20 protein-coding genes and 1 pseudogene are annotated in these 22,008 nt (G+C 64.8%); 12 read left to right on the forward strand and 9 right to left on the reverse strand.

Features of this window, described 5'->3' with window-relative positions; translation table 11 throughout:
- The first annotated feature begins 7 nt into the window (after positions 1 to 7).
- The gene (rpsT, locus tag N4264_RS20960) at positions 8 to 271 is read left to right on the forward strand and encodes a 30S ribosomal protein S20 (RefSeq protein ID WP_261694165.1); all 264 of its coding nucleotides are present in this window, start codon (positions 8 to 10) and stop codon (positions 269 to 271) included.
- Between the two features lie 237 nt (positions 272 to 508).
- Here rpsT and cgtA read toward each other — a convergent pair whose 3' ends face one another.
- The 3 genes from cgtA to rplU form a co-directional block, all read right to left on the reverse strand.
- Positions 509 to 1,555, reverse strand: coding sequence for an Obg family GTPase CgtA (cgtA, locus tag N4264_RS20965; RefSeq protein WP_261694166.1), 1,047 nt, complete (start codon positions 1,553 to 1,555; stop codon positions 509 to 511).
- 183 nt (positions 1,556 to 1,738) lie between these two features.
- The gene (gene rpmA / locus N4264_RS20970) at positions 1,739 to 1,996 is read right to left on the reverse strand and encodes a 50S ribosomal protein L27 (RefSeq protein WP_261694167.1); all 258 of its coding nucleotides are present in this window, start codon (positions 1,994 to 1,996) and stop codon (positions 1,739 to 1,741) included.
- A gap of 18 nt (positions 1,997 to 2,014) precedes the next feature.
- Positions 2,015 to 2,329, reverse strand: a complete 315-nt coding sequence (rplU, locus tag N4264_RS20975) for a 50S ribosomal protein L21 (protein ID WP_261694168.1) — start codon at positions 2,327 to 2,329, stop codon at positions 2,015 to 2,017.
- 459 nt (positions 2,330 to 2,788) lie between these two features.
- Between rplU and uvrA the strand changes: the two genes are divergently transcribed.
- Complete coding sequence (gene uvrA / locus N4264_RS20980) at positions 2,789 to 5,692, forward strand: excinuclease ABC subunit UvrA (protein ID WP_261694169.1); 2,904 nt, start codon at positions 2,789 to 2,791, stop codon at positions 5,690 to 5,692.
- Positions 5,689 to 6,159: an acyl-CoA thioesterase gene (locus tag N4264_RS20985; RefSeq protein WP_261694170.1), complete on the forward strand. Its 471-nt coding sequence runs from the start codon at positions 5,689 to 5,691 to the stop codon at positions 6,157 to 6,159. The genes uvrA and N4264_RS20985 overlap by 4 nt, the downstream gene beginning before the upstream one ends.
- On the opposite strand, the gene N4264_RS20990 is transcribed toward N4264_RS20985, so the two are convergent.
- On the reverse strand, positions 6,147 to 6,602 hold the full coding sequence (locus tag N4264_RS20990; protein WP_261694171.1) for a copper chaperone PCu(A)C: 456 nt from the start codon (positions 6,600 to 6,602) through the stop codon (positions 6,147 to 6,149). The two genes, N4264_RS20985 and N4264_RS20990, sit on opposite strands and share 13 nt — an antisense overlap.
- A gap of 171 nt (positions 6,603 to 6,773) precedes the next feature.
- On the opposite strand from N4264_RS20990, the gene N4264_RS20995 reads away from it, so the two are divergent.
- Positions 6,774 to 7,529, forward strand: coding sequence for an enoyl-CoA hydratase/isomerase family protein (locus N4264_RS20995; protein ID WP_261694172.1), 756 nt, complete (start codon positions 6,774 to 6,776; stop codon positions 7,527 to 7,529).
- 47 nt (positions 7,530 to 7,576) lie between these two features.
- On the opposite strand, the gene N4264_RS21000 is transcribed toward N4264_RS20995, so the two are convergent.
- Both N4264_RS21000 and N4264_RS21005 read right to left on the reverse strand, forming a co-directional pair.
- Positions 7,577 to 8,425 (reverse strand): sulfurtransferase, encoded by an 849-nt coding sequence (locus tag N4264_RS21000; RefSeq protein WP_261694173.1) that lies wholly within the window; start codon positions 8,423 to 8,425, stop codon positions 7,577 to 7,579.
- Positions 8,373 to 9,226 (reverse strand): annotated as a pseudogene (locus N4264_RS21005) (CoA pyrophosphatase). Before N4264_RS21005 ends, N4264_RS21000 begins: the two are co-directional and overlap by 53 nt.
- Before the next feature lie 60 nt (positions 9,227 to 9,286).
- Between N4264_RS21005 and N4264_RS21010 the strand changes: the two are divergent.
- Positions 9,287 to 9,664, forward strand: a complete 378-nt coding sequence (locus N4264_RS21010; protein ID WP_261694174.1) for a hypothetical protein — start codon at positions 9,287 to 9,289, stop codon at positions 9,662 to 9,664.
- Between the two features lie 49 nt (positions 9,665 to 9,713).
- On the opposite strand, the gene bamJ is transcribed toward N4264_RS21010, so the two are convergent.
- A complete protein-coding gene (gene bamJ, locus N4264_RS21015; RefSeq protein WP_261694175.1) occupies positions 9,714 to 10,394 on the reverse strand; it encodes a BamJ family beta-barrel-assembly machinery protein in 681 nt (226 codons plus the stop codon).
- 214 nt (positions 10,395 to 10,608) lie between these two features.
- Here bamJ and N4264_RS21020 point away from each other — a divergent pair, with 214 nt between their 5' ends.
- The 7 genes from N4264_RS21020 to N4264_RS21050 all read left to right on the forward strand — a co-directional run bounded on the left by N4264_RS21020 (position 10,609) and on the right by N4264_RS21050 (position 18,591).
- A complete protein-coding gene (locus N4264_RS21020) occupies positions 10,609 to 11,391 on the forward strand; it encodes an enoyl-CoA hydratase-related protein (protein ID WP_261697678.1) in 783 nt (260 codons plus the stop codon).
- Positions 11,392 to 11,643: 252 nt separating this feature from the next.
- The gene (gene pstS, locus N4264_RS21025) at positions 11,644 to 12,687 is read left to right on the forward strand and encodes a phosphate ABC transporter substrate-binding protein PstS (protein WP_425508358.1); all 1,044 of its coding nucleotides are present in this window, start codon (positions 11,644 to 11,646) and stop codon (positions 12,685 to 12,687) included.
- 157 nt (positions 12,688 to 12,844) lie between these two features.
- Positions 12,845 to 13,843, forward strand: coding sequence for a phosphate ABC transporter permease subunit PstC (pstC, locus tag N4264_RS21030; protein WP_261694177.1), 999 nt, complete (start codon positions 12,845 to 12,847; stop codon positions 13,841 to 13,843).
- The gene (gene pstA / locus N4264_RS21035; RefSeq protein WP_261694178.1) at positions 13,840 to 14,697 is read left to right on the forward strand and encodes a phosphate ABC transporter permease PstA; all 858 of its coding nucleotides are present in this window, start codon (positions 13,840 to 13,842) and stop codon (positions 14,695 to 14,697) included. Before pstC ends, pstA begins: the two co-directional genes overlap by 4 nt.
- Entirely contained in the window at positions 14,690 to 15,535 is an 846-nt protein-coding gene (gene pstB, locus N4264_RS21040) for a phosphate ABC transporter ATP-binding protein PstB (protein WP_261694179.1), read from the forward strand. The genes pstA and pstB overlap by 8 nt, the downstream gene beginning before the upstream one ends.
- A 28-nt stretch (positions 15,536 to 15,563) precedes the next feature.
- Positions 15,564 to 16,298: a phosphate signaling complex protein PhoU gene (gene phoU / locus N4264_RS21045; RefSeq protein WP_261694180.1), complete on the forward strand. Its 735-nt coding sequence runs from the start codon at positions 15,564 to 15,566 to the stop codon at positions 16,296 to 16,298.
- Between the two features lie 160 nt (positions 16,299 to 16,458).
- A complete protein-coding gene (locus tag N4264_RS21050; protein WP_261694181.1) occupies positions 16,459 to 18,591 on the forward strand; it encodes a prolyl oligopeptidase family serine peptidase in 2,133 nt (710 codons plus the stop codon).
- A 103-nt stretch (positions 18,592 to 18,694) separates the two neighbouring features.
- On the opposite strand, the gene N4264_RS21055 is transcribed toward N4264_RS21050, so the two are convergent.
- Positions 18,695 to 19,438, reverse strand: coding sequence for an NRDE family protein (locus N4264_RS21055; protein WP_261694182.1), 744 nt, complete (start codon positions 19,436 to 19,438; stop codon positions 18,695 to 18,697).
- Between the two features lie 17 nt (positions 19,439 to 19,455).
- Positions 19,456 to 22,005 carry a serine/threonine-protein kinase gene (locus tag N4264_RS21060; RefSeq protein ID WP_261694183.1) on the reverse strand — a complete coding sequence of 850 codons (2,550 nt, stop codon included), beginning with the start codon at positions 22,003 to 22,005 and terminating at the stop codon, positions 19,456 to 19,458.
- Positions 22,006 to 22,008: the final 3 nt, after the last annotated feature.

Raw genomic sequence — 22,008 nt, forward strand, 5'->3', positions numbered from 1 at the left:
TAATCCCTTGGCTAATATCAAATCCGCGAAGAAGCGTGCGCGTCAGGCTGAAGTGCGCCGTCAGCGCAATGTCAGTGCCCGCTCCATGCTGCGTACGGCGATCAAGAAGGTTGTGAAAGCGATCGAAGCGAAAGACAAGGCTGGCGCCGAAGCCGCCTACAAGATCGCTGAGCCCATCATGGATCGCTACGGCAGCCGCGGCCTGATCCACAAGAACAAGACGGCCCGTCACAAGAGCCGCCTGACCGCTCACATCAAGGCTCTCGCCTGATCGGTCGCCCTGCGTGAAGTACCTGGAAAAGCCGGCGAAAGCCGGCTTTTTCCTTTCCGGCGCCTGCGTTTTTCGATCCGGGTCCCGCCGCACACTGCACTCCGCCCACCACCCGGACTTGCGTGATACGCGTTAGTTGCGGTTATTCACGGCACCTGCGCCGGCGATTTGCGTCCGGAGGCTGCACAAACGGCGACGCCCGGCCTGGGCCGGGCGTCGCGCGCGAATCATCTAAAATCAAGCTTGTTCGCGCGCCGCTTCAGCCGCCTCGCGCCTGGCCTCGTCGAAGTACTTCTGTGCAGCCAGGCAGATCGGCCAGGTACCTTCGCGGCCAATCGCCGAGATCACGTACCACGGCCCCTTCCATTTCAGACGCTTGACGATGGCTTTCGCCGTCTTTTCGCGCTCGTCCGGCGCCAGCAGGTCACCCTTGTTGAGCACCAGCCAGCGCGGGCGTTGCAGCAGTTCCGAGTCGAACTTCTTCAGCTCCGCCTCGATCGCCTTGACCTGTTCGACCGGGTCCGTCTCGCCGTCCAGCGGCGCCATGTCGACCAGATGCAGCAACAGGCTGGTGCGGGCGACATGCTTGAGGAACTGGATGCCCAGGCCGGCACCATCCGCCGCGCCTTCGATCAGGCCAGGAATGTCGGCGATGACAAAGCTCTGGTCCGTATCGATGCGCACGACGCCGAGATTGGGATGCAGCGTCGTGAACGGGTAATCCGCCACGCGCGGCGTCGCCGCGGAAACGGCGCGGATGAAAGTCGACTTGCCGGCATTGGGGAAGCCCAGGAGCCCCACGTCTGCCAGCAGTTTCAGCTCCAGGCGCAGCTCGCGGGAATCGCCTTCGCGGCCGGGCGTCGCCTTGCGCGGCGCGCGATTGGTCGATGACTTGAAGTGAATATTGCCCAGGCCACCATCGCCACCCTGCGCCACCTTCAGGCGCTGGCCGTGCTCGACCAGATCGCCAATGGTTTCGTCGGTGTCGATATTGATGACCATGGTACCGACCGGAACGCGGATTTCGAGATCCGTGCCGTTCTTGCCGTGCATCTGGCGGCTCATGCCATTCTCGCCGCGACCGGCGCGGTAGACGCGCTGGTGACGGAAATCCACCAGGGTGTTGAGGTTTTCGTCGGCCACCAGCCAGACGCTGCCGCCGGCACCGCCGTCGCCACCATCAGGCCCGCCAAACGGGATGAATTTCTCACGCCGGAAGCTGGCGCAACCATTGCCGCCGTTTCCGGCGTGAACGTGGATTTCCGCTTCGTCGACGAATTTCATGAGGCATCACTGGTAAGGGGGAATGCGGGCGCCGCCGGCAGGACCAGCAGGCAGCCTCGACGGCCAGCGCGCGCCAGCCGGGGAATTATCGCCGAGATCGGGCAGTCGTCGGTCGTTCACCCGTTTCCCATAAACGAAAAGCCCCGCCGGAGCGGGGCCTTCGCAAAACGTGCAGCGTACTGATCAGGCCGGAACGACGCTGATGGTACGGCGGTTCTTCGGACCCTTGACCGCGAATTCCACCTTGCCGTCGATCAGGGCAAAGATGGTGTGATCGCGACCCAGGCCGACGCCGGTACCCGGATGGAACTGGGTGCCGCGCTGACGAACGATGATATTGCCGGCGTTGATGGCTTCGCCGCCGTAGACCTTGACGCCGAGATACTTCGGATTCGAATCGCGGCCGTTACGGCTTGAGCCTACGCCCTTCTTATGTGCCATGACTAATACTCCTCAGGCTCAGCCGGCGTTGATGCCGGTGATCTCGACTTCAGTGAAATGCTGGCGGTGGCCGATTTCTTTGCGGTAGTGCTTGCGGCGGCGGAACTTGACGATGCGGATCTTGTCGGCGCGGCCGTGCGACTTGACCGTCGCGGCAACCGTGGCACCCTTGACCGTCGGCGCACCGATGGTGATCTTCTCGCCTTCGCCCACCAGGAGAACCTGGTCGAAGCTGATGGTGGAACCCACGTCGGCGGGCAGCAGTTCGACGCGGAGCGTTTCGCCCTGCATCACGCGGTACTGCTTACCGCCAGTGACGATGACTGCGTACATTGGCAATTCCTCTGTAGTTATTCTGACTTCTGCCCGGCTTCCAGGCACAGCCCGCCCTTGGTAAAAGGCGCGAAAGCATAAACGCGCCGCGCATTCTGGTCAATAACTGATCAACCGGGATTTTCCAAGCACCCACGCGACCAAACCGAGCCCATCAGCAGCCCGCGCCCGTCAAGCATCCACCTCCTATGGGGACGCCCGGGCCATACGCCTCGACAACGGAGCCCGCTTGAGTCAAGGGGGCGGCCAAATCCTTGCACAGCAAGGATTTGGCGGGGATGTGGGTGCGCGCGGAGGATCTAACTGCCCAAGAAATGACGCTGTTTCTTCCTATCGTTAAATAGGACAGATTTTTGACCTTTACCTGTGGTGAGATGCCCCCACCTGTACGGCCTCGACCCTTCCCCGCGCCTGACGCCAATCGGCGCATAATACCCGGCTCATATCTCCTCCATGCCCATGGACACGATCCGCATTCGCGGTGCGCGCACGCACAACCTCAAGAACATCGATCTGGATCTCCCGCGGGACAGCCTGATCGTCATCACCGGGCTTTCCGGCTCGGGCAAGTCCTCGCTGGCCTTCGACACGATCTACGCCGAGGGGCAGCGACGCTATGTCGAATCGCTCTCGGCCTATGCCCGCCAGTTCCTGTCGGTCATGGAGAAACCCGACGTCGACCATATCGAAGGTCTGTCGCCGGCCATTTCGATCGAGCAGAAATCGACCTCGCACAACCCGCGCTCGACGGTCGGCACGATTACCGAAATCTATGACTACCTGCGCCTGCTGTTCGCACGCGTGGGAACACCGCGCTGCCCGGATCACGGTATTCCGCTGGAAGCGCAGACTGTCAGCCAGATGGTCGATGCCGCGCTCGCGCTGCCGGCCGATCATCGCTACATGCTGCTGGCACCGGTGATCCGCGAGCGCAAGGGTGAACATGTGCAGGTGTTCGAGCAGCTGCGAGCGCAGGGCTTCGTCCGCGCGCGCGTGGATGGCGTCGTGCACGAACTCGACGCCGTTCCGCCGCTGGCGTTACGGCAGAAGCACACGATCGAGGTCGTGGTCGACCGCTTCAAGCCCAAGGCTGATATCAAGCAACGCCTGGCCGAATCCTTCGAAACGGCACTGCGCCTGGGCGAAGGGCTGGTCATCCTGGTCGACATGGATGCGCCCAAAGCTGCGGAGATGCTGTTCTCATCGCGCTTCTCCTGCGCCATCTGCGACTACTCGCTGCCGGAACTCGAACCGCGCCTGTTCTCGTTCAATTCGCCCATCGGCGCCTGCCCGAGCTGCGACGGCCTGGGCGTCAGCCAGTTCTTTGATCCCGCACGCGTGGTCGCGCATCCCGAGCACAGCCTTGCCGGTGGCGCCGTACGCGGCTGGGATCGGCGCAATGCGTACTATTTCCAATTGATACTTTCACTGGCGAAGCACTACGGCTTCAGCGTCGACACGCCCTGGAAGGAACTGCCCAAGGCCATCCAGCAGCACGTGCTGCAGGGTTCGGGCGACGAGCAGATCGCGTTCCGCTACCTCACCGAGACGGGCGGCAACGTCACGCGCAAGCACAAGTTCGAGGGCATCATTCCCAACCTCGAACGGCGCTACAAGGAAACCGAGTCGCCGGTCGTGCGCGAAGAGCTGGCGAAGTTCATCAGCGCGCGCCCCTGCCCCGAATGCGAAGGCCAACGCCTCAACCGTTCGGCGCGCAACGTGTTCGTCGCCGAGCGCAATCTCGCCTCGCTCACGGCACTGCCGATCGACCACACCCTGGACTTCTTCCAGGCGCTCAAGCTGGCCGGTTGGCGCGGCGAGATCGCCGCGAAGATCGTCAAGGAAATTCGCGAGCGCCTGCGCTTCCTGGTCGACGTGGGCCTGGACTATCTCACGCTCGATCGCCAGGCGGATTCGCTCTCCGGCGGGGAAGCGCAGCGCATCCGTCTGGCCAGTCAGATCGGCGCTGGCCTGGTCGGGGTGATGTACGTACTGGACGAACCCTCCATCGGCCTGCACCAGCGCGACAACGAGCGCCTGCTCGGCACGCTGACCCGCCTGCGCGACCTGGGCAACACGGTCATCGTCGTCGAGCATGACGAGGACGCGATCCGCCTGGCCGACCACGTCGTCGACATCGGTCCCGGTGCCGGTGTGCACGGCGGCGAGATCGTGGCGCAGGGCACGCTCAAGGATGTGCTCAAGAGTCCGCGTTCGCTGACCGGCCAGTACCTTTCCGGCAAGCGCCACATCGCCGTACCCGCGAAGCGTCGCGTACCGGATCCGGAGCGGATGCTCCGTCTCAAGGGTGCCTGCGGCAACAACCTGAAAAACGTGGATCTGGAAATTCCCGCCGGTCTGTTCGTCTGCGTCACGGGCGTGTCCGGCTCGGGCAAATCCACGCTGATCAACGACACGCTGTTCCGCATCACCGCGGCAGAACTCAACGGCGCCAATGAAAAGCCGGCGCCCTACGGGAAGATCGAAGGCCTTGAGCTGTTCGACAAGGTCGTCGACATCGACCAGTCGCCCATTGGGCGCACGCCACGTTCAAACCCGGCCACCTACACCGGCCTGTTCACGCCGTTGCGCGAACTGTTCGCCCAGGTGCCCGAGTCCCGCGCCCGCGGCTACGGTGCCGGTCGTTTCAGCTTCAACGTGAAGGGCGGCCGCTGTGAAGCCTGCGAGGGCGACGGCATGATCAAGGTGGAAATGCACTTCCTGCCCGACGTCTACGTGCCTTGCGACGCCTGCCACGGCAAGCGCTACAACCGCGAAACGCTGGAGATCACCTACAAGGGTCACACTATCTCCGACGTGCTCGACATGACCGTCGAAGACGCCTTCAAGCTGTTCGAAAAGGTGCCGCAACTGGCGCGCAAACTCGACACGCTGATGCACGTGGGCCTGAGCTACATCAAGCTCGGCCAGAGCGCGACGACGCTGTCCGGTGGCGAAGCGCAGCGCGTGAAGCTGTCGCGCGAGCTGTCCAAGCGCGATACGGGACGCACGCTCTACATCCTGGACGAGCCCACCACCGGACTGCATTTCCACGATATCGAGCAGTTGCTGCAGGTTCTGCATCGCCTGAGCGAAGACGGCAACACGGTGGTCGTGATCGAACACAATCTGGATGTCATCAAGACCGCCGACTGGCTGGTTGACCTCGGTCCCGAGGGTGGTCATCGCGGCGGCGAGATCATTGCCGTCGGCACACCGGAACAGGTGGCTCGCAACAAACGTTCGCACACGGGTCGCTTCCTGGCGCGCCTGCTCGAACCGGCGCCGGCATCCACCGCCAAGGCCAATGGAAAGGCCACTGCCACGAAGAACGGCAACGGCAAGAAGAAGGAAGCGGCATGACGGGGAAACGGCGCAAAGGGACTTCGCCTGACACGACGGTGCAGGAAGTTGCACCGCCCCACGCGCCGTGCCTGCTCGCCAGCGTGCCCATCCGGGTGCGCTGGCGTGACCTGGATGCCTTCAACCACGTCAATAACGCCACGTTCCTCAGTTACCTCGAAGAAGCACGCCTGGTGTGGCTGTCGCAGATCAAGGGGCAATGGTTCACCGAAACCTATATGCCCGTGCTGGCGGCCACGCACGTGAACTATCGCCAGCAGATCGAATGGCCGGGCGAGGTGATCGTGGAACTGTATGCGGAACGCCTGGGCACCGCCTCGCTGACCGTCAGCCACCGCATCGTCGACGCCGCGCAGCCCGAACGCCTCTACTCCGACGGAAACGTCGTCATGGTGTGGATCGAACCCACCTCGGGCCGTTCGATTCCCCTGCCCGAGGCGATCCGCGAGGCCTGTCAGTGCGAGTGAGCGTGGTCCGCCGGTACGGCGTCCGCGTCACGCACGGTAAAGCGGCCGGGAATCGTTTCACCTGACTGCAGCACCAGCTCAATCTCCACGCCTGTTCCCACCGTCATCGGCTGGGACGGCGCCATGAGCATCAGGTGATGACCGCCCGGCGCGAGTGACGCCGACGCCCCGGGAGCGATCGGAAGCGCACCCACCGGCCGCATGCGCGCTACGCCGTCGATCAGGGTCGTCGTGTGCAGGCTTACCTCGCCAAAGGCCGTGCTCCGGGCACCGACGACTGTCACAGGCGTAGCGCCCGTGTTCACGAGCGTGGCATAGCCGGCGAGCATCGTCGCGCCAGGCGGCGCGGCGCGAATCCAGCCGTCGCGGATGCCAAGGCCCTCGCCCGCCATGACAGGCATGCTGAAAGCGGCCGCCAACAGGAATAACGTACGGCACAGCATTGTGAACTCCCGAATGTGGCTATGATACCGGTCGGTCCGCATTGCGCTGCCCGCCCTGTCGCAACGGAACCGGTGATTGCCTATTGTGCGCGTTAGCCTGGCCAGCCACCCGCGGCATCGCGTCGCAATGCTGGCGGCGACAAGGACGTGTACCCCCACCAGGAGAACCCCATGCTCGAGCTGATCCGCCACGACGACACCCTCGAAATCCAGCTGGCGCGTCCGCCGGTCAACGCCCTCGACGCGGACCTGATCCGCGCGCTCAAGCAGGCAGTGGAAGCCGCCCCCGGGCAAGGCGCCCGCGCAATTATCCTGTCTGGCCGCTCGGGCATGTTCTCGGCTGGACTGGACGTACCGTCGCTGCTGCAACACGACCGTGACACCATGACCCACGTCTGGCGCGATTTCTTCGGTCTGTGCGGCGCCATCGCCACCTCGCCGATTCCCATCGTCGCCGCGATCACCGGCCACAGCCCGGCCGGCGGCGCCGTGCTGGCGATCTTCTGCGACTACCGCGTCATGGCACGCGGCCCCTACCGCATCGGACTCAACGAAGTTCAGGTGGGCCTGGCGGTACCCGAAGTGATCCAGTTCGGTCTGCGCCGGCTGGTAGGCCCCTATCGCGCGGAACGCCTCATGGTGTCGGGCGCGATGGTCGATGCCGAACAAGCCCTTTCGCTGGGTTTCGTCGACGAACTGGTCGACGTGGACCACGTGGTGGCCCGATCGCAGGTATGGCTCAACGCGCTGCTGGCTTTGCCGCCGTGCGCCATGCGCGAAACCCGCCGCCTGTCGCGCAAGGATTTGACCGAAGCGTTTTCCGACATCGAGAAACTCGGCATCCAGTCGTTCATCGACCTGTGGTTCGCCGAAGAATCGCAGCGCGTGCTGCGCGAACTTGTCGCCAAGTTGAAAGCAAAAGGGTAGCGCCCGGACAGCAGGCTGGCGCGGTGTCCGCGCCAGCCGCGTCCTGCCTAGTTGCCGGTGGCCACGGGCCGCGAGCGGTCGGCGATCCAGCCGCTCCAGGAGGGGGCAAACACACGCGATCCGGCGAGTCCGGCGTGTTCCATGGCCAGGACGTTGTGGCACGCCGTCACGCCGGAGCCGCAGGAATGCACAACCTGATCGGGCGTGAAACCCTTGGTCAGGCGTTCGAAATCCTCGCGCAATTCGTCGGCGTGACGGAACCGGCCTTCGGCATCGACGTTTTCCACGAAGGGCCGGTTCACGGCGCCGGGAATATGGCCAGCAACCGGATCAATCGGTTCGACCTCGCCGCGAAAACGCGGAGCACCGCGCACATCGATCAGCAGCAGGTTGCGCTCGGCAAGGCCCGCGGAAAGCTCCTCGAAATAGACGACCTGGGTCATGTCGAAAGCCAGATCCACCGGACAGGCCGATTCCAGAGGCGGTTCCGTCGACAGTGGAAGGTCACCGGCCACCCAACCGGCATAGCCGCCGTCGAGCACCGCGACATCCTTGTGACCGATCAGGCGGAACATCCACCACAGACGCGCGGCGACCGATCCGTTGGCGTCGTCATAGACGACGACTTGCCGCCCTTGCGACCATCCCCAGCGGCTCAGGCAAGCCGCGAACTGCGCCGGCGACGGCAGCGGATGACGACCAAGATGACGCTGGGACAGATCGGAAAGATCGCGGTCCAGGTGGGCGTAGTAGGCGCCGGGCAGATGCGATTCGCGCCAGGCGCGCTCGCCCTTGGTGGTATCGGACAATTCGAAACGACAGTCGACCAGCAGGAGTTCCGGGTCATCCAGCAGCGCCGCGAGCTCCCGGGCGCTGATCAAAGTCTGGTAGTTCATCGCAGAGTTCCATTCGCCGCAGAAGATTCACAAGCATAGCGGCGGTCGCGCCCCAGATGCGGCGGCCGTCAAACTCGTATTCGAACATTTCACGCTGGCGCCCGCGCCAATCAACGCGGCTGCGACGCAGGTTGGCGAGGTCCAGCAGGTAATCCAGCGGCACCTCGAACACCTCGGCGACCTCGCGCGGATCCGGCGTCACCGTATAGCCCGGCTCGATCACGGCCACGACTGGCGTGACCCCGAATCCGCTGATCGTCTCGAAACAATCGAGGAACCCCAGCGGGCTGACCAGGCCGCTGGCGATGCCGGTTTCCTCTTCCGTTTCACGGATCGCCGCGGCAATCGCGTCGCGGTCATCACGCTCGATGCGCCCGCCCGGGAAGGCCACCTGCCCACCATGGGTGCGCATGCCTTCGGTGCGGCGCGTAAACAGGACGCCGCTGCCGCTCGTGCGGTGAACGATGGGAACGAGCACCGCAGCGGGCGTGCGCTCGGCGGTGCCGAGCACATCCGCCAGATCCGCGTGATTCCAGCCCGGCAGAGAGGGTGGATCATCCAACCGGCGCAGCGCCTGCACGATGGCCTCGACGGGCGCCGCTTTCCTCATGCGCGGCGGCGCTCCCGCTCGGGCAGCACCTCGTTCATGATGCGCAGCCGTTCGCGGTCCGGCAGGCCGCGCCAGGCGGCGATTTCGGCCCCGGTGCGGTAACACCCTTCGCAATAGCCGTCCGGATCGAGCGAACAGATGCCCACACAGGGGCTTAACACAACGGCGGGCGGCGGGTCTGAGAACATCATCGTAGGAAAGGACGGCCTGGGTTGTTAGATTAACGCATCCGTAATAGCTGGAGCGTGGGCATGCTCGCACTTGCCACTCGCGTCGTCAGCGACTACGGCAAGGTGCTCGCCCGTGTGTCCCCTGGGGTGTATGGCCTGCCGGAATCGCTGTTGCCGTACCCCAAGGCCCGTATCCGAATGGCGCTGCAATACCTGTTGCAGCACGTGGCGGAAGAACATCCGGAACTGCGCGAAGGGCTGGCGCGGGGCTATGTCTATCTGGCCCAGTTCGTCGCCGATGACCAGGCCGAGATCATCGCCCGCGGAACCGCGACCGCTAGCGGCGTGGGGGCGGACGAGGGCGATGCCGAGCCGGCCATGCGCCTGATCAATGGCATCAAGGCCGAGATGGAGCGCGCCCTGGACGAGCTGGCCGGCGTGGTGCCGGTCGCCTCCTGAGCCCGGTGCCCCAAAACGCAGCGCGCCCCTTTCGGGGCGCGCCGGTGAATCACTTCACTTCGATCAGCTTGATTTCGAACACGAGCGCTTCGTTCGGTCCGATGCGCGGCGGCTGGCCGCGTTCGCCGTAGGCCAGTTCCGGCGGAACGAACAGCGTCCAGTGGTCGCCCACGCGCATCAGCGGCAGCGCTTCCTGCCAGCCCTTGATGACCGAGTTCACCTTGAAGTGCACCGGCTCGCCACGGGCGAAGGAGCTGTCAAATTCCAGGCCCGAGGACAGCGAGCCGCGGTAATGCACGGTCACTTCGCTGTTGGCGGTGGCGCGGGCGCCGGTACCTTCCTCGATCACGCGGTACTGCAGGCCCGAGGAGGTGGCGACCACGCCCTTCTTGGCCTTGTTCTCGGCCATGAAGCGCTGGCTCTTGGCCTTGTTTTCGCCGGCCAGCTTGTCGAACTCGGCCTTGGCCTCGGTCATCATCTTCTGCTGCATCTTGCCCAGCACTTCCCGCATCACTTCTTCGGAAACGGCCGGGGATTTCTTGGTGTAACCGTCCTGCATGGCGCGGATGATGGTGTTGATATCCACATCCATCTTGCGCTCGACGAAGTCGTTACCGATCTGGTAACCGATGGCATAGCTGAGCTTGCCCTTTTCGCTCGACGTATCCTGCGCGACGGCGGCACCGGCCGCCAGGAGCGCCGTTGCGGCCACAGACCAACGCAAATTCATGCTTACCTCCCTAGGAAACCGGTCAACACAGCCGTCACGCGCGCGTGGGCCGCAAAGAGTTGGCCATCATAGCGGAAGCGCCTTGTCAGGGGCTACCGCCACGCCCCGACCCTGAATTCGGCCGGGCGACGGGCGCCGGAAGGGTGCCCCCTGGAAGCTGAACGAGGCCCGCATGCGCTACCATTTCGGGCTTTCGCCGTCGCAGGAAGGGGTTATGGACTACCAGAACGTGCTCGTCAGTGACCGCGGCGCCGTCCGCACCCTCACTATCAACCGCCCGGACAAGCTCAATGCACTGAACCGGGCGACCTTGCTGGAGCTCGCCCACGCCTTCGCGGCCGCCCGTGAGGCCGAATCGGTGCGCGTCATCGTGCTGGCAGGTGCCGGCGAGAAAGCCTTTGTCGCCGGCGCGGATATCAGCGAGCTGGCACAGCTGTCGCCGATCCAGGCCCAGGCGTTTTCGCGTCTGGGCCAAACGTTGTTCCGCGACATCGAGCGGCTTGCCAAGCCGGTGATTGCGCGTATCCAGGGTTTTGCACTGGGCGGCGGCATGGAGCTGGCGATGGCCTGCCACCTGCGCATTGCCAGCGAAAAGGCAAAGGTCGGGCAGCCGGAGATCAACCTCGGCGTCATTCCCGGTTTCGGCGGAACCCAGCGCCTGGCACGACTGGCCGGGCGCGGCCTCGCGCTGGAGCTGTGCCTGCTGGGCGCTCCCATTGATGCCGCCCGCGCACTGGCCGCCGGCGTCCTGACCCGTGTCGTGGCACCGGACCAGCTGGATACCGAAGTGGCGGCCGTGGCTGACCAGCTGGCCGCCTCCGCGCCGCTGGCCCTGGCCGGGATCCTCGACGCCGTCTACGTTGGCGATGAATGTCCGCTCGAGCAGGCCCTGGAGTTTGAAACCCAGACCTTCGCCCTGTGCTGCTCCACCGACGACATGCGCGAAGGCACCCAGGCCTTCCTGGAGCGCCGCAAGCCGTCGTTCAAGGGCCGCTGAGCGCAGACGGAACGGGGTGGACACGCGGGGTTCCGGCCGCGTGTCCGCGCTGCGATGTCTCGATCAAGACATCGCACAGACATGTCAGCGCGATGACAACCGCGCCCGTATTCCTCATCCACTTCAAGCAGTTGACGCCTCGTCCGGACACCCACGCCGCACTCAGGCGGCCGGTCTGTCACAGGACTGAAATAAAACTCCCACGCGAGTGAAACATGCCCCGCGTACAAAGCGCGGCACATCGTGTTTCGCATCCCGACGCAAAGGAGTATCTCCGTGTTTACGTCCCTCACGACGCGTATCGCGATCGCCGGCATCGCCGCGCTGGCCGCCGCGACCGCTCCAGCCGCCGAGATCACCGGCGCCGGCGCCACTTTCGTGTATCCAATCCTGTCCAAATGGTCAGCCGACTACGCCACCAAGACCGGCAACAAGATCAACTACCAGTCGATCGGCTCGGGCGGCGGCATTGCGCAGATCAAGGCGGGCACGGTGGATTTCGGCTCGTCCGACAAGCCGCTGGATCCCAAGGAACTGGATGCAGCCGGCCTGGCGCAGTTCCCCTCGGTCATCGGCGGCGTGGTGCCGATCATCAACGTCGCGGGCGTGACCAGCGGCAAGGTGCAATTCACCGGCCCCATCCTCGCCGACATCTTCCTTGGCAAAATCACCAAGTGGAACGATGCACAAATTGCCGCCGTCAACGCCGGCGTGACCCTGCCGGACGCGAACATCACGGTCGTACACCGTTCCGACGGTTCCGGCACCACCTTCAACTGGGTGAACTATCTTTCGAAGGTATCGCCGGAGTGGAAGAGCAAGGTCGGCGAAGGCACCGCGGTGCAGTGGCCGGTCGGCGTCGGTGGCAAGGGCAATGAAGGCGTTGCCGCGTACGTCAAGCAGATTCCCGGCTCGATCGGCTATGTGGAACTGGCCTACGCGCTGCAGAACAAGATGACCTACGGCGCGGTGCAGAACGCCGCGGGCAAATTCGTGCAGCCCAGCCGTGAGTCTTTCCAGGCAGCAGCCGCCAGCGCCGACTGGAAAAACGCCAAGGATTTCCACCTGATCATCACCAACGCTCCGGGCGACGAGGCCTGGCCGATCGCCGCCACCAACTTCATCCTGATGTACAAGACCCCGAAGGACGCGGCGCGCAGCAAGGCAGCGCTGGAGTTCTTCCGCTGGGCGATGGAGAACGGCCGTCCGCAGGCCGAGCAGCTGGACTTCGTGCCGCTGCCGGAAGACCTGGTCAAGCAGATCGAGGCGTACTGGCAGAACGAAATCAAGGCCTGACGCCCGGCTCCGACATGCCCTTGGGCGCACCCGCGCGAACGACGGCCCGTGCCACGGCAGTGGCACCGGCCGTCCTCGTGTCCGGGTGCGCCGGCGTTCCGGCTGATGCCATCACGCCGCGTACCGACTGCGGCCTCGCTCCCCCAAGACATCCCGCATGAGCAACGAACACGCCATCGCACCGCCCACTCCCCTGCCTGCGTCGCACCACGTTGCGAAACGCGCCAGCACCGACCAGCGCGCCGACCGCAGCTTCCGCTGGCTGGTCACCGGCGCAGGTATCTTCGTCCTGGTTGCGCTGGCAGGCGCCGCCTTCTCGATGCTCTGGGGTGGACGCCAGGCATTCTCCACCTTTGGATTTTCCTTCCTGACCTCGCTCGAATGGGACGCGGTCGGACACCGTTTCGGTGCGCTGGTCCCCATCTACGGCACGCTGGTGACGGCGCTGATCGCGATGATCATCGCGGTACCAGTCAGCTTCGGCATCGCCCTGTTCCTGACCGAGGTCGCCCCGCCCTGGCTGCGCACGCCGGTAGCATCGGCGATTGAGCTCCTGGCCGGCATTCCATCGATCATCTACGGCATGTGGGGCCTGTTCGTGTTCGTGCCGGTGATGTCGACCACCGTCATTCCGTTCCTGACCAAATACCTCGGCCCGCTGCCCATTCTCGGCCCCCTCTTCACCGGCCCGCCCCTGGGCATCGGCATGCTGACCGCCGGCATCGTGCTGGCCATCATGGTGATTCCGTTCATCTCGTCGGTCATGCGCGAGGTCTTCCTGACCGTCCCGACCCGACTGAAAGAGTCGGCCTATGCGCTGGGATCTACGACCTGGGAAGTCGTCTGGAACGTCGTGCTGCCTTACACCCGCTCGGCGGTGATCGGCGGCGTCTTCCTGGGACTCGGGCGTGCGCTCGGCGAAACGATGGCAGTCACCTTCGTGCTAGGCAATGCGCACCATCTGAGCGCCTCGCTGCTGATGCCGGGCAATTCGATTGCCGCGACCATCGCGAATGAATTCTCCGAAGCCGATTCGGACATCTATCTGTCGTCGCTGATCGCACTGGGCTTCCTGCTCTTCATCGTCACGTTCGTGGTGCTGGCGATCGCCAAGCTCCTGCTGGCACGCCTGAGCCGCCAGGAGGGCCAGCGATGAGCATGGCGCAGACCCTGTATCGCCGACGCCGCGCACGCAACGCCGTCGCACTCGTCCTGGCCAGCCTTGCCACCGGGTTTGGCCTGTTCTGGCTGGTGTGGATCCTCTGGACCACGCTCGCCCACGGCATCGCCGCCATCACACCGTCGCTCTTCGTGGAGATGACGCCGCCGCCGGGTTCCGAGGGTGGTCTCGCCAACGCCTTCTTCGGCAGCATGGCGATGAGCCTGCTGGCCATTCTGATGGGCACGCCGGTGGGCATTCTCGCCGGCACCTTCCTCGCGGAGTATTCGCGCCGCTCCTGGCTGGGCGAGACGATCCGTTTCGTCAACGACATCCTGCTGTCAGCCCCCTCCATCGTGCTGGGGCTGTTCGTCTACACACTCGTGGTGAAACCCAGCGGCCACTTTTCCGGCTACGCGGGTGCCATCACGCTGGCGTTCATCGTTCTGCCGGTGGTCGTGCGCACCACCGACGAGATGCTCAAGCTGGTGCCCAACCAGATGCGCGAAGCCGCGCTCTCGCTGGGTATTCCACAATGGAAAGTGACGGTCCAGGTGCTCTACCGAGCGGCATTGCCGGGCATCCTGACCGGCGTGCTGCTGGCGCTCGCACGCATCAGCGGTGAAACCGCGCCGCTGCTCTTCACAGCGCTCAACAATCAGTTCTGGAGCCACGACATGAGCGGCCCGATGGCCAGCGTGCCGGTAGTGGTCTTCCAGTACGCCATGAGCCCCTACGAGTCCTGGCACACCCTGGCCTGGGCCGGCGCCTTCATGGTCACCGTCTTCGTTCTCTGCACCAGTCTTATCGCACGCGCCATCATCGCGCGCCGGAAGGTATCCCATGACTGACCTCACCATGCCCCGCCTCAACCTGGCCGCGGCCGCTGCCCTCAACGTCACCGCGCCCGCCGCGAGCGCCACCGCGACGACCGCGCCGGCGAAGATCGTCGCGCGCAACCTGAACTTCTACTATGGAAATTACCAGGCGCTGAACAATATCCACATGGATATTCCGGAAAAACGCGTCACGGCCATCATCGGGCCGTCCGGCTGCGGCAAATCGACACTGCTGCGCATATTCAACCGCATCTATTCGATCTATCCCAAGCTCGATGCGCGCGGCGAAGTGCTGCTGGATGGCGAGAACATCCTCGATCCGCGCTATCCGCTCAACCGGCTGCGTTCGAAAGTCGGCATGGTGTTCCAGAAGCCGGTGCCGTTCCCCATGTCGATCTACGACAACATCGCCTACGGCATCAAGCACTATGAGAAGCTTTCGCGCGCCGACATGGACATGCGTGTCGAACAGGCCCTGCGCCAGGCGGCGTTGTGGGATGAAGTCAAGGACAAGCTGCGCGGCAGCGCACTCGGACTGTCGGGCGGCCAGCAGCAACGCCTGTGCATCGCCCGTGCAATCGCGCTGCGGCCGGAAGTGATCCTGTTCGACGAGCCCACGTCCGCGCTCGACCCTATTGCGACGGGCAAGATCGAACAGCTGGTGGAAGAGCTCAAGCGCGACTTCACCATCGCCATCGTCACGCACAACATGCAGCAGGCGGCGCGCTGCTCGGACTACACCGCCTTCATGTACCTGGGCGAACTGGTGGAATTCGGCGAGACCGAGACGCTGTTCACCCGTCCCGGCAAACAACAGACCGAAGACTACATCACCGGCCGTTTCGGCTGATTCCCACCGACGAGCTGAGATTCCACCGATGACCGATCCGCACGCTGCCGAACACATCATCAAGAGCTACGACACGGAACTGTCGCGGCTCCTGGACGAAATCGCCCGTATGGGCCTCCTTGCCCGCGAACAACTGGCCGATGCGTCTGTTGCCGTCGCCGAACGCGACAGTGAGCTGGCCGCCCGGGTCGTCGAGCGCGACAACGCCATCGACGCACTCGAGCACGAGGTCAGCCACGACGTACTGCGCCTGCTCGCCCTGCGCCAGCCGATCGCACGCGACCTGCGCGAAGTGCTCGCCGCGCTGCGCATCGCGGCTGATATCGAACGGATCGGCGACTACGCCGCCAACGTCGCCAAGCGCGGTATCGCACTGAACCAGTCGGCGCCGGTGACGCCGGCTGCAGCCCTGCCGCGTCTTGCCGAAGTGGCCGGCAGGATGCTGGCCGATGTGCTTGACGCCTATCGCCGCCATGACGCCGCTGCCGCCCTGGAAGTATGGGAGCGCGACGAACAGCTCGACCAGCTCTACACCGCGCTGTTCCGTGAACTGCTCACCTACATGATGGAAGATCCCCGCAACATCACGCCGTGCACGCATCTGCTGTTCATGGCGAAGAACATCGAGCGGATCGGCGACCATGCCACCAACATTGCAGAAAATGTGTACTTTCTCGTCCACGCCAGGCCGTTGGCGGAAGCGCGCCGCAAGGGCGATCTGACGAGCGACGTCACGCCGCCGGTCCAGGGGCATCGTCGTTGACGCTGTCGCAGGACCGGAAGACAAAGCCATTCTGCCGGCACCACCGCTCGCGCCCTCCGTCGTCGGTCGGAGGAGCCCGCCTGCAGTGACCTTTGCCTCTGGACGCTCCTGAGCTTCGGCCCTATTGTGGCGGATTCGTCCGTGCTGCGCCGGAGTCCCCATGCGTTCCAGAATGTTGTTTGCCCTGCCAATGCTCGCCGCATTGGTCGCCTGCCAGCCCACGCGGCCGACCAAACCGGTCGGCGCGCTGACCTATCCCGTCTCCAGGACGGTCGAACAGGTTGATGTCTATCACGGCGAATCGATCGCAGATCCCTATCGCTGGCTGGAAGACATCGACGCCGCCGAGACGGCCAGCTGGGTCGAGGCGCAGAACAAGGTCACGTTCGGCTATCTGGAGAAGATTCCCGGCCGGGCCGAGATCGCCGAGCGCCTGACGCAGATCTGGAACTACGCGCGGTGGACGCCGCCCTTCCGCGAAGGCAAGCGCTGGTTCTACTACAAGAACGACGGCCTGCAGAACCAGTCGGTACTCTACGTCACCGACAAGCCGGAAGTGGAAGGCCAGGTGCTGCTCGATCCGAACACCTTGTCTACCGACGGCACCGTGGCGCTCAAGGACACCGCCTTCAGCAGCGACGGCCGCTACATGGCCTATGGCCTTTCCTCCGGTGGTTCGGACTGGGAAGAGTGGCGAGTGCTCGATACCACGACCGGCAAGCCGACCGACGACGTGCTGCGCTGGGTGAAGTTCTCGACGGTCGACTGGAGCAAGGACGGCAAGGGCTTCTGGTACAGCCGCTACGACGAACCCAAGGGCGAAAACGCCCTCAAGGCGAAAAACGAATTCCACAAACTGTATTTCCACCAACTGGGCACGCCGCAGGAAAAGGACACCCTCGTCTACGAGCGCAAGGACCAGCCCGACTGGTCGTTCGAAGCCGATGTCACGGAAGACGGCCGCTACCTAGTGATCAACGTCAGCCGCGGTACCGAGAACAAGAACCTCGTGCTGTACCGCGACCTGCAGGACCGGTCAGGCAAGATCCGCGAACTCATCAGCAACTGGGAAGCCGAGTACGACCTCGTCGGCAACAAGGGAACGACGTTCTACTTCCGGACTGACCAGGCCGCGCCGCGAAATCGCCTGGTCGCGATCAACCTGGAGAAGCCCCAGCCCAGGCATTGGAAAACACTGGTCGCCGAATCCAAGGACACGCTGCAAAGTGCACATCTGGTGGCCGGCCAGTTCGTGCTGCGCTACCTGGCCGACGCTCACTCGCGCCTGCTGCGCTATGGCCTCGACGGAAAGGCCAAGGACGAGATCAACCTGCCGGGACTGGGCACCGCCGGCGCGTTCACCGGCAAGCCAGACGACAAGATCAGCTTCTACTCCTACACCAGCTACACAACGCCATCAGCTATCTATCGCTACGACTTTGCTAGCGGCCGCAGCACCGTGGTGAGGTCGCCGCAGACCGCGTTCGACAGTTCCGCCTACGAAACCACGCAGGTCTTCTACACCAGCAAAGACGGCACGCGCGTGCCGATGTTCATCACCGCACGCAAGGGCGTGGCCCTGGACGGCACGAATCCGACCATCCTGTACGGCTACGGCGGTTTCAATATCCCGCAGGTGCCGGCTTTCAGCGCATCGGTTGCCGGCTGGCTGGACCTGGGCGGGGTCTACGCGGTCGCCAACCTGCGCGGCGGCGGCGAATACGGTCGCCAGTGGCACGAGGCCGGCACCAAGCTGCAGAAGCAGAACGTGTTCGATGATTTCATCGCCGCCGCGGAATATCTCATCGCGAACAACTACACCTCGCCCAAGCGCCTGGCGATCCGTGGCGGCTCCAACGGTGGCTTGCTCGTAGCGGCGGTCGAGCTGCAGCGGCCGGAGTTGTTTGCCGCGGCGATTCCCGCCGTCGGCGTGCTCGACATGCTGCGCTTCCGCGAATTCACCATCGGCAAGGCCTGGGAATCGGACTACGGCTCGGTGCTCAATCCGAACGAGTTTCTGGCCATCCGTGCCTACTCGCCGTTGCACAACATCAAGCCCGGCATGACCTATCCGCCAACGCTGATCACCACCGGCGATCACGACGATCGGGTGTTCCCGGCGCACAGCTTCAAGTTCGCCGCAGCCATGCAGGCGGCCAATCCCGACGCCAATCCGTTCCTGATCCGCATCGATGTGCGTGCCGGGCATGGCCAGGGCAAGCCCACGTCCAAGCTGATCGCCGAAGCGGCGGACATCTACGCCTTTATCCTGAAGTCCTTCGGCATGCGCTGATCACCGAACGGCTGCCCCCCGTGGCGTGCCGGCAACGGCGCGCCACGGTACTGGCGGATACCCGATTGGACGAAAGCGGCCGCGCAAGGGCGGTGGTCACGCACTACAACGCAACTTCGCCGATCAGTACCCCCTCGGGACCGTAGGAACGCTCGCGCAGACCTGTCGTACCGTCGCCGTTGCGCCAGGCCAGCGTGCTGGCACGGGTTCCATAGCGTTCGCCCCGGATGAAAATGCTGCCGAGGAAGCGCTCCAGTGCGATACCCACGCCCGTGTCGGGAAGCACCGCGTCCGGCGGTTGATAGTCGTCGGCGAGCAGGTCAAGCAAAGCAGCGTCGTCATCGCCTGTCTGCACGGCGGTTTCGAACAGCGCGCGGATGCGCTCCATCTTTGGCCACGGCGCATCCAGTGGACCATTGCTGATCACATGCACGCCCGTTGTCAGTTCGCTGGCGCGCGCACGCGGACTCTCCAGGCACCAGGCCGAGGCCGTATCCGCGACGACCAGGTTGAACGGCGCGAATTCCTCCACACGCAGGGCCAGTTCCGCGATGTAATCCTTCGCGGTCATGCCGCCGGCCACGAAATCCCGCACCAGGTCGCCACGTGATCGCGGTCCGCGGCGCGGCTCGGCCATGCGGATATTGGTGACGGCGGCGAATCGCCCCGAGGTGTGCAGCGCGAGCCAGCTTCCGCCGGCCTCCAGGTCACGTCCGCCGACAACGCCGGGTGCATCGCCCCAGGGTGCTGCGGCGGCACTGGGACGCGGGTGGAACTCGTCGCGATTGGCCAACCAGACGAGCGGCCGCCCCGGAACAACATCGTGCGCGAGCAACAGCAGACACATGCGCTGCCTCCTGCCGGTCAGCTACCGCTGCCGTCGCCGGCCGCCGTCGTCGTGGAGCTGCCCAGAGCGCGCAACTTCTGCTCCAGCACCGTCAGCCGGGGATTGGAGGGACTCAGGCCACGCGCGGCGTCTATCGCACGGCGCGCGTCCTGCGCCCGGTTCTCGCCGACGCGCCGGTCGGCTTCGTCGAGCCAGGCCTCGGCCAGGCGCGAACGCAGAAATGGCAAGCCGGCATCGCCGGGAGACAGCTGGGCCAGCGTCTCGATCATGTCCTTGGCGCGATCGAGCTTTTGTTCACCCACCGCGACGTTGAATTCATCGCGCGCCCGCTGCGGCAGCGACTGCAGACCGGTCATCGCCTGCGCATTGTTGCCGTCGATCGCGAGCGCGGCGCGGTATTTGTCATACGCAGAGGTTCCCGGGGGCACCATCAGGTTGCCGGCTGCCGCGGCCTTCTCTGCGCTGGCAAGCAAGGTGGCCACTTTCTGTACCTGGTCCGGCGTCAGGACCGGCCGCGAGGCGGCGATCTCCACCTCTTCGCGCAGGTCGCGCAGGCGGGACCGCGCGGCGGAGAGCTCGGCCAGGTTTGGCGCAATGCCCTCGGCCTGGCGGATCAGCCGCTCCGCCAGATTGGCATTACTGCTTTCCAGTGCGGCATTGGCCTGCACCATCAGCGCCTGCGCGACCTGGCCCAGTCCCGTGCGGGCCTTGCTGTTATTGGGATCGCGCGCCAGTACTGCCTGGAACTGCGCCAGGGCATTGTCGTCGCCGCTGCCACTGACCTTGCCGGCGCGCAGAAGGTCCTGTGCACGCTTCACCTGCGCGTCCAGTGCAGCCCCGGCGGCCGCGCGCGCATTCTGCAGGTCGGCACGCAGGTTAGGTACGGAAGGGTCATTCGGCAGGGCACGCGCAATGTCGTCAATCCGCGTTGCGGCTTCGTCCAGGCGTCCCTGGCTGAGCAGTTCCCGCGCCTGGGCCGCGAGCGCCGCACCCGCCTTGCGCAGACCGGCCAGCGCCGGCGCGTTCTGCGCATCGGCCTGGAGCATGCGCTCGTAAAGCATGACCGCACCGTCGGTGCCAAGGATCAAGCCGGCTGCCAGGGCCTTCTCGGCCCGGTCGAACAATTCGATGACCTGGGTTTCCTCCGACTCCGCTTTCTTGAGCGCCTGCTCGGCCTGGTCGACGGCCGGCCCACCACCCAGCACCGCCCGCGCGTCGGCAAGGCGCGAATGGGCCGTCGCGTAGTCGTTTTTCTCGCGCGCCTGCTCGGCCTGGACGATCAAAGCCTCACCGACGCGACGCAGGCCCGAGCGGGCGATCTCGTTGTCGGGATCAATCGCCCGGGCCGCTTCGAACAGCTCGCGCGCGCTATCGCCGGCCGTGCCGACCAGCCGGCCGGCCTTCGACGCCGCATCGCCACGCGCGAGCAGGTCGTTGAGTTCCGTGCGCGGCAGCAGCGCACGCAATTTGTCCTGGTTGCGCCAAAGTACAAAACCGCCCATCACCACCAGGAACGCAAATGCGCCGGTGAAGATCCACGCCGCGCGCGAACCACCGGGACGGCGCACGCGATCGCGATCCGGTGGTCGCCGGGCGTCCGTCGCACGCAGCGGACGTTCCGCCGCCGCGACGATGTCGTCCATCCTGCCGAGACTGGGTTCAGCACGCCGGCGCGGTTCGGCGCCCATGCGTGCGGAAGGCGAGGCTCTTTCCGTGCCGCCTCGCGGCGACGCCGAGCGCGGTCGCACCAGGTCGCGCAATTCGCCTCGCGCAATCTGACGTTCGATACCTTCGATCGCGGTGGCGACCGCGACACCATCCTGGTAGCGATCATCGGGCTCTTTGGCCAGCAACCGGTCAAGCACCGGTTGCAGCGCCTTGAACTCCGACGGCAGCTGCGGCACCGGCTCGGTGATGTGCATGATGCCCACCGCGAGCGAGTCTTCCGCATGAAAAGGCACGCGCCCGACCAGCAGCTCGTACAGCACGATGCCGAGGCTGTAGAGATCCGAACGACCGTCGAGCGAGCGCCCCCGCGCCTGCTCGGGGCTCATGTAGTGCGGCGTACCGACGACTGCGCCGGTGCGTGTCATACGCGTGGCCGAATCGTTGGCACGGGCGATGCCGAAGTCCGTGAGCGCGAAAGAACCGTCTTCGCGAATCAGGATGTTGTCGGGCTTGACGTCGCGGTGGACGAATCCCTTGCTGTTGGCGTAGTGCAGCGCCCGCGCGATTTCGCGCACGGCGCGCAGCGCAAAAGGCACCTCGCGCGCACGACCCTCGTCATCGAGGATGGTGCCGCCAGGAATGTACTCCATGGCAATGTAGAAACAGTCGCCACTGCGGCCCACGTCGTGGATGCCGACCACGTTCGGATGATGCAATTTGGCCGCAATGCGCGCTTCGCGCAGAAAACGCTCGCCGAACGTCGGATCAGCCATCAGCGTCGGCGACATGACCTTGAGCGCCACTTCGCGATCGACCGACTCCTGCACGGCCAGGTATACCGTCGCCATGCCGCCCCGCCCGAGTGGGCGCAATACGCGGTATCCAGGAATATCGATCATCGT

The sequence above is a fragment of the Tahibacter amnicola genome (assembly GCF_025398735.1).
Taxonomy (GTDB): Bacteria; Pseudomonadota; Gammaproteobacteria; order Xanthomonadales; family Rhodanobacteraceae; genus Tahibacter; species Tahibacter amnicola.

Bases quoted from the DNA above. Each gene is read 5' to 3' on its own strand.
- phoU (WP_261694180.1), top strand. From the start codon at position 15,564: ATGACCGATCCGCACGCTGCCGAACACATCATCAAGAGCTACGACACG.
- pstB (WP_261694179.1), top strand. From the start codon at position 14,690: ATGACTGACCTCACCATGCCCCGCCTCAACCTGGCCGCGGCCGCTGCC.
- uvrA (WP_261694169.1), top strand. From the start codon at position 2,789: ATGGACACGATCCGCATTCGCGGTGCGCGCACGCACAACCTCAAGAAC.
- N4264_RS21050 (WP_261694181.1), top strand. From the start codon at position 16,459: ATGCGTTCCAGAATGTTGTTTGCCCTGCCAATGCTCGCCGCATTGGTC.
- N4264_RS21060 (WP_261694183.1), bottom strand. From the start codon at position 22,005: ATGATCGATATTCCTGGATACCGCGTATTGCGCCCACTCGGGCGGGGC.
- N4264_RS21010 (WP_261694174.1), top strand. From the start codon at position 9,287: ATGCTCGCACTTGCCACTCGCGTCGTCAGCGACTACGGCAAGGTGCTC.
- N4264_RS21000 (WP_261694173.1), bottom strand. From the start codon at position 8,425: ATGAACTACCAGACTTTGATCAGCGCCCGGGAGCTCGCGGCGCTGCTG.
- pstC (WP_261694177.1), top strand. From the start codon at position 12,845: ATGAGCAACGAACACGCCATCGCACCGCCCACTCCCCTGCCTGCGTCG.
- N4264_RS21055 (WP_261694182.1), bottom strand. From the start codon at position 19,438: ATGTGTCTGCTGTTGCTCGCGCACGATGTTGTTCCGGGGCGGCCGCTC.
- rpmA (WP_261694167.1), bottom strand. From the start codon at position 1,996: ATGGCACATAAGAAGGGCGTAGGCTCAAGCCGTAACGGCCGCGATTCG.
- bamJ (WP_261694175.1), bottom strand. From the start codon at position 10,394: ATGAATTTGCGTTGGTCTGTGGCCGCAACGGCGCTCCTGGCGGCCGGT.
- N4264_RS20985 (WP_261694170.1), top strand. From the start codon at position 5,689: ATGACGGGGAAACGGCGCAAAGGGACTTCGCCTGACACGACGGTGCAG.
- N4264_RS21020 (WP_261697678.1), top strand. From the start codon at position 10,609: ATGGACTACCAGAACGTGCTCGTCAGTGACCGCGGCGCCGTCCGCACC.
- N4264_RS20990 (WP_261694171.1), bottom strand. From the start codon at position 6,602: ATGCTGTGCCGTACGTTATTCCTGTTGGCGGCCGCTTTCAGCATGCCT.
- rplU (WP_261694168.1), bottom strand. From the start codon at position 2,329: ATGTACGCAGTCATCGTCACTGGCGGTAAGCAGTACCGCGTGATGCAG.
- N4264_RS20995 (WP_261694172.1), top strand. From the start codon at position 6,774: ATGCTCGAGCTGATCCGCCACGACGACACCCTCGAAATCCAGCTGGCG.
- cgtA (WP_261694166.1), bottom strand. From the start codon at position 1,555: ATGAAATTCGTCGACGAAGCGGAAATCCACGTTCACGCCGGAAACGGC.
- pstA (WP_261694178.1), top strand. From the start codon at position 13,840: ATGAGCATGGCGCAGACCCTGTATCGCCGACGCCGCGCACGCAACGCC.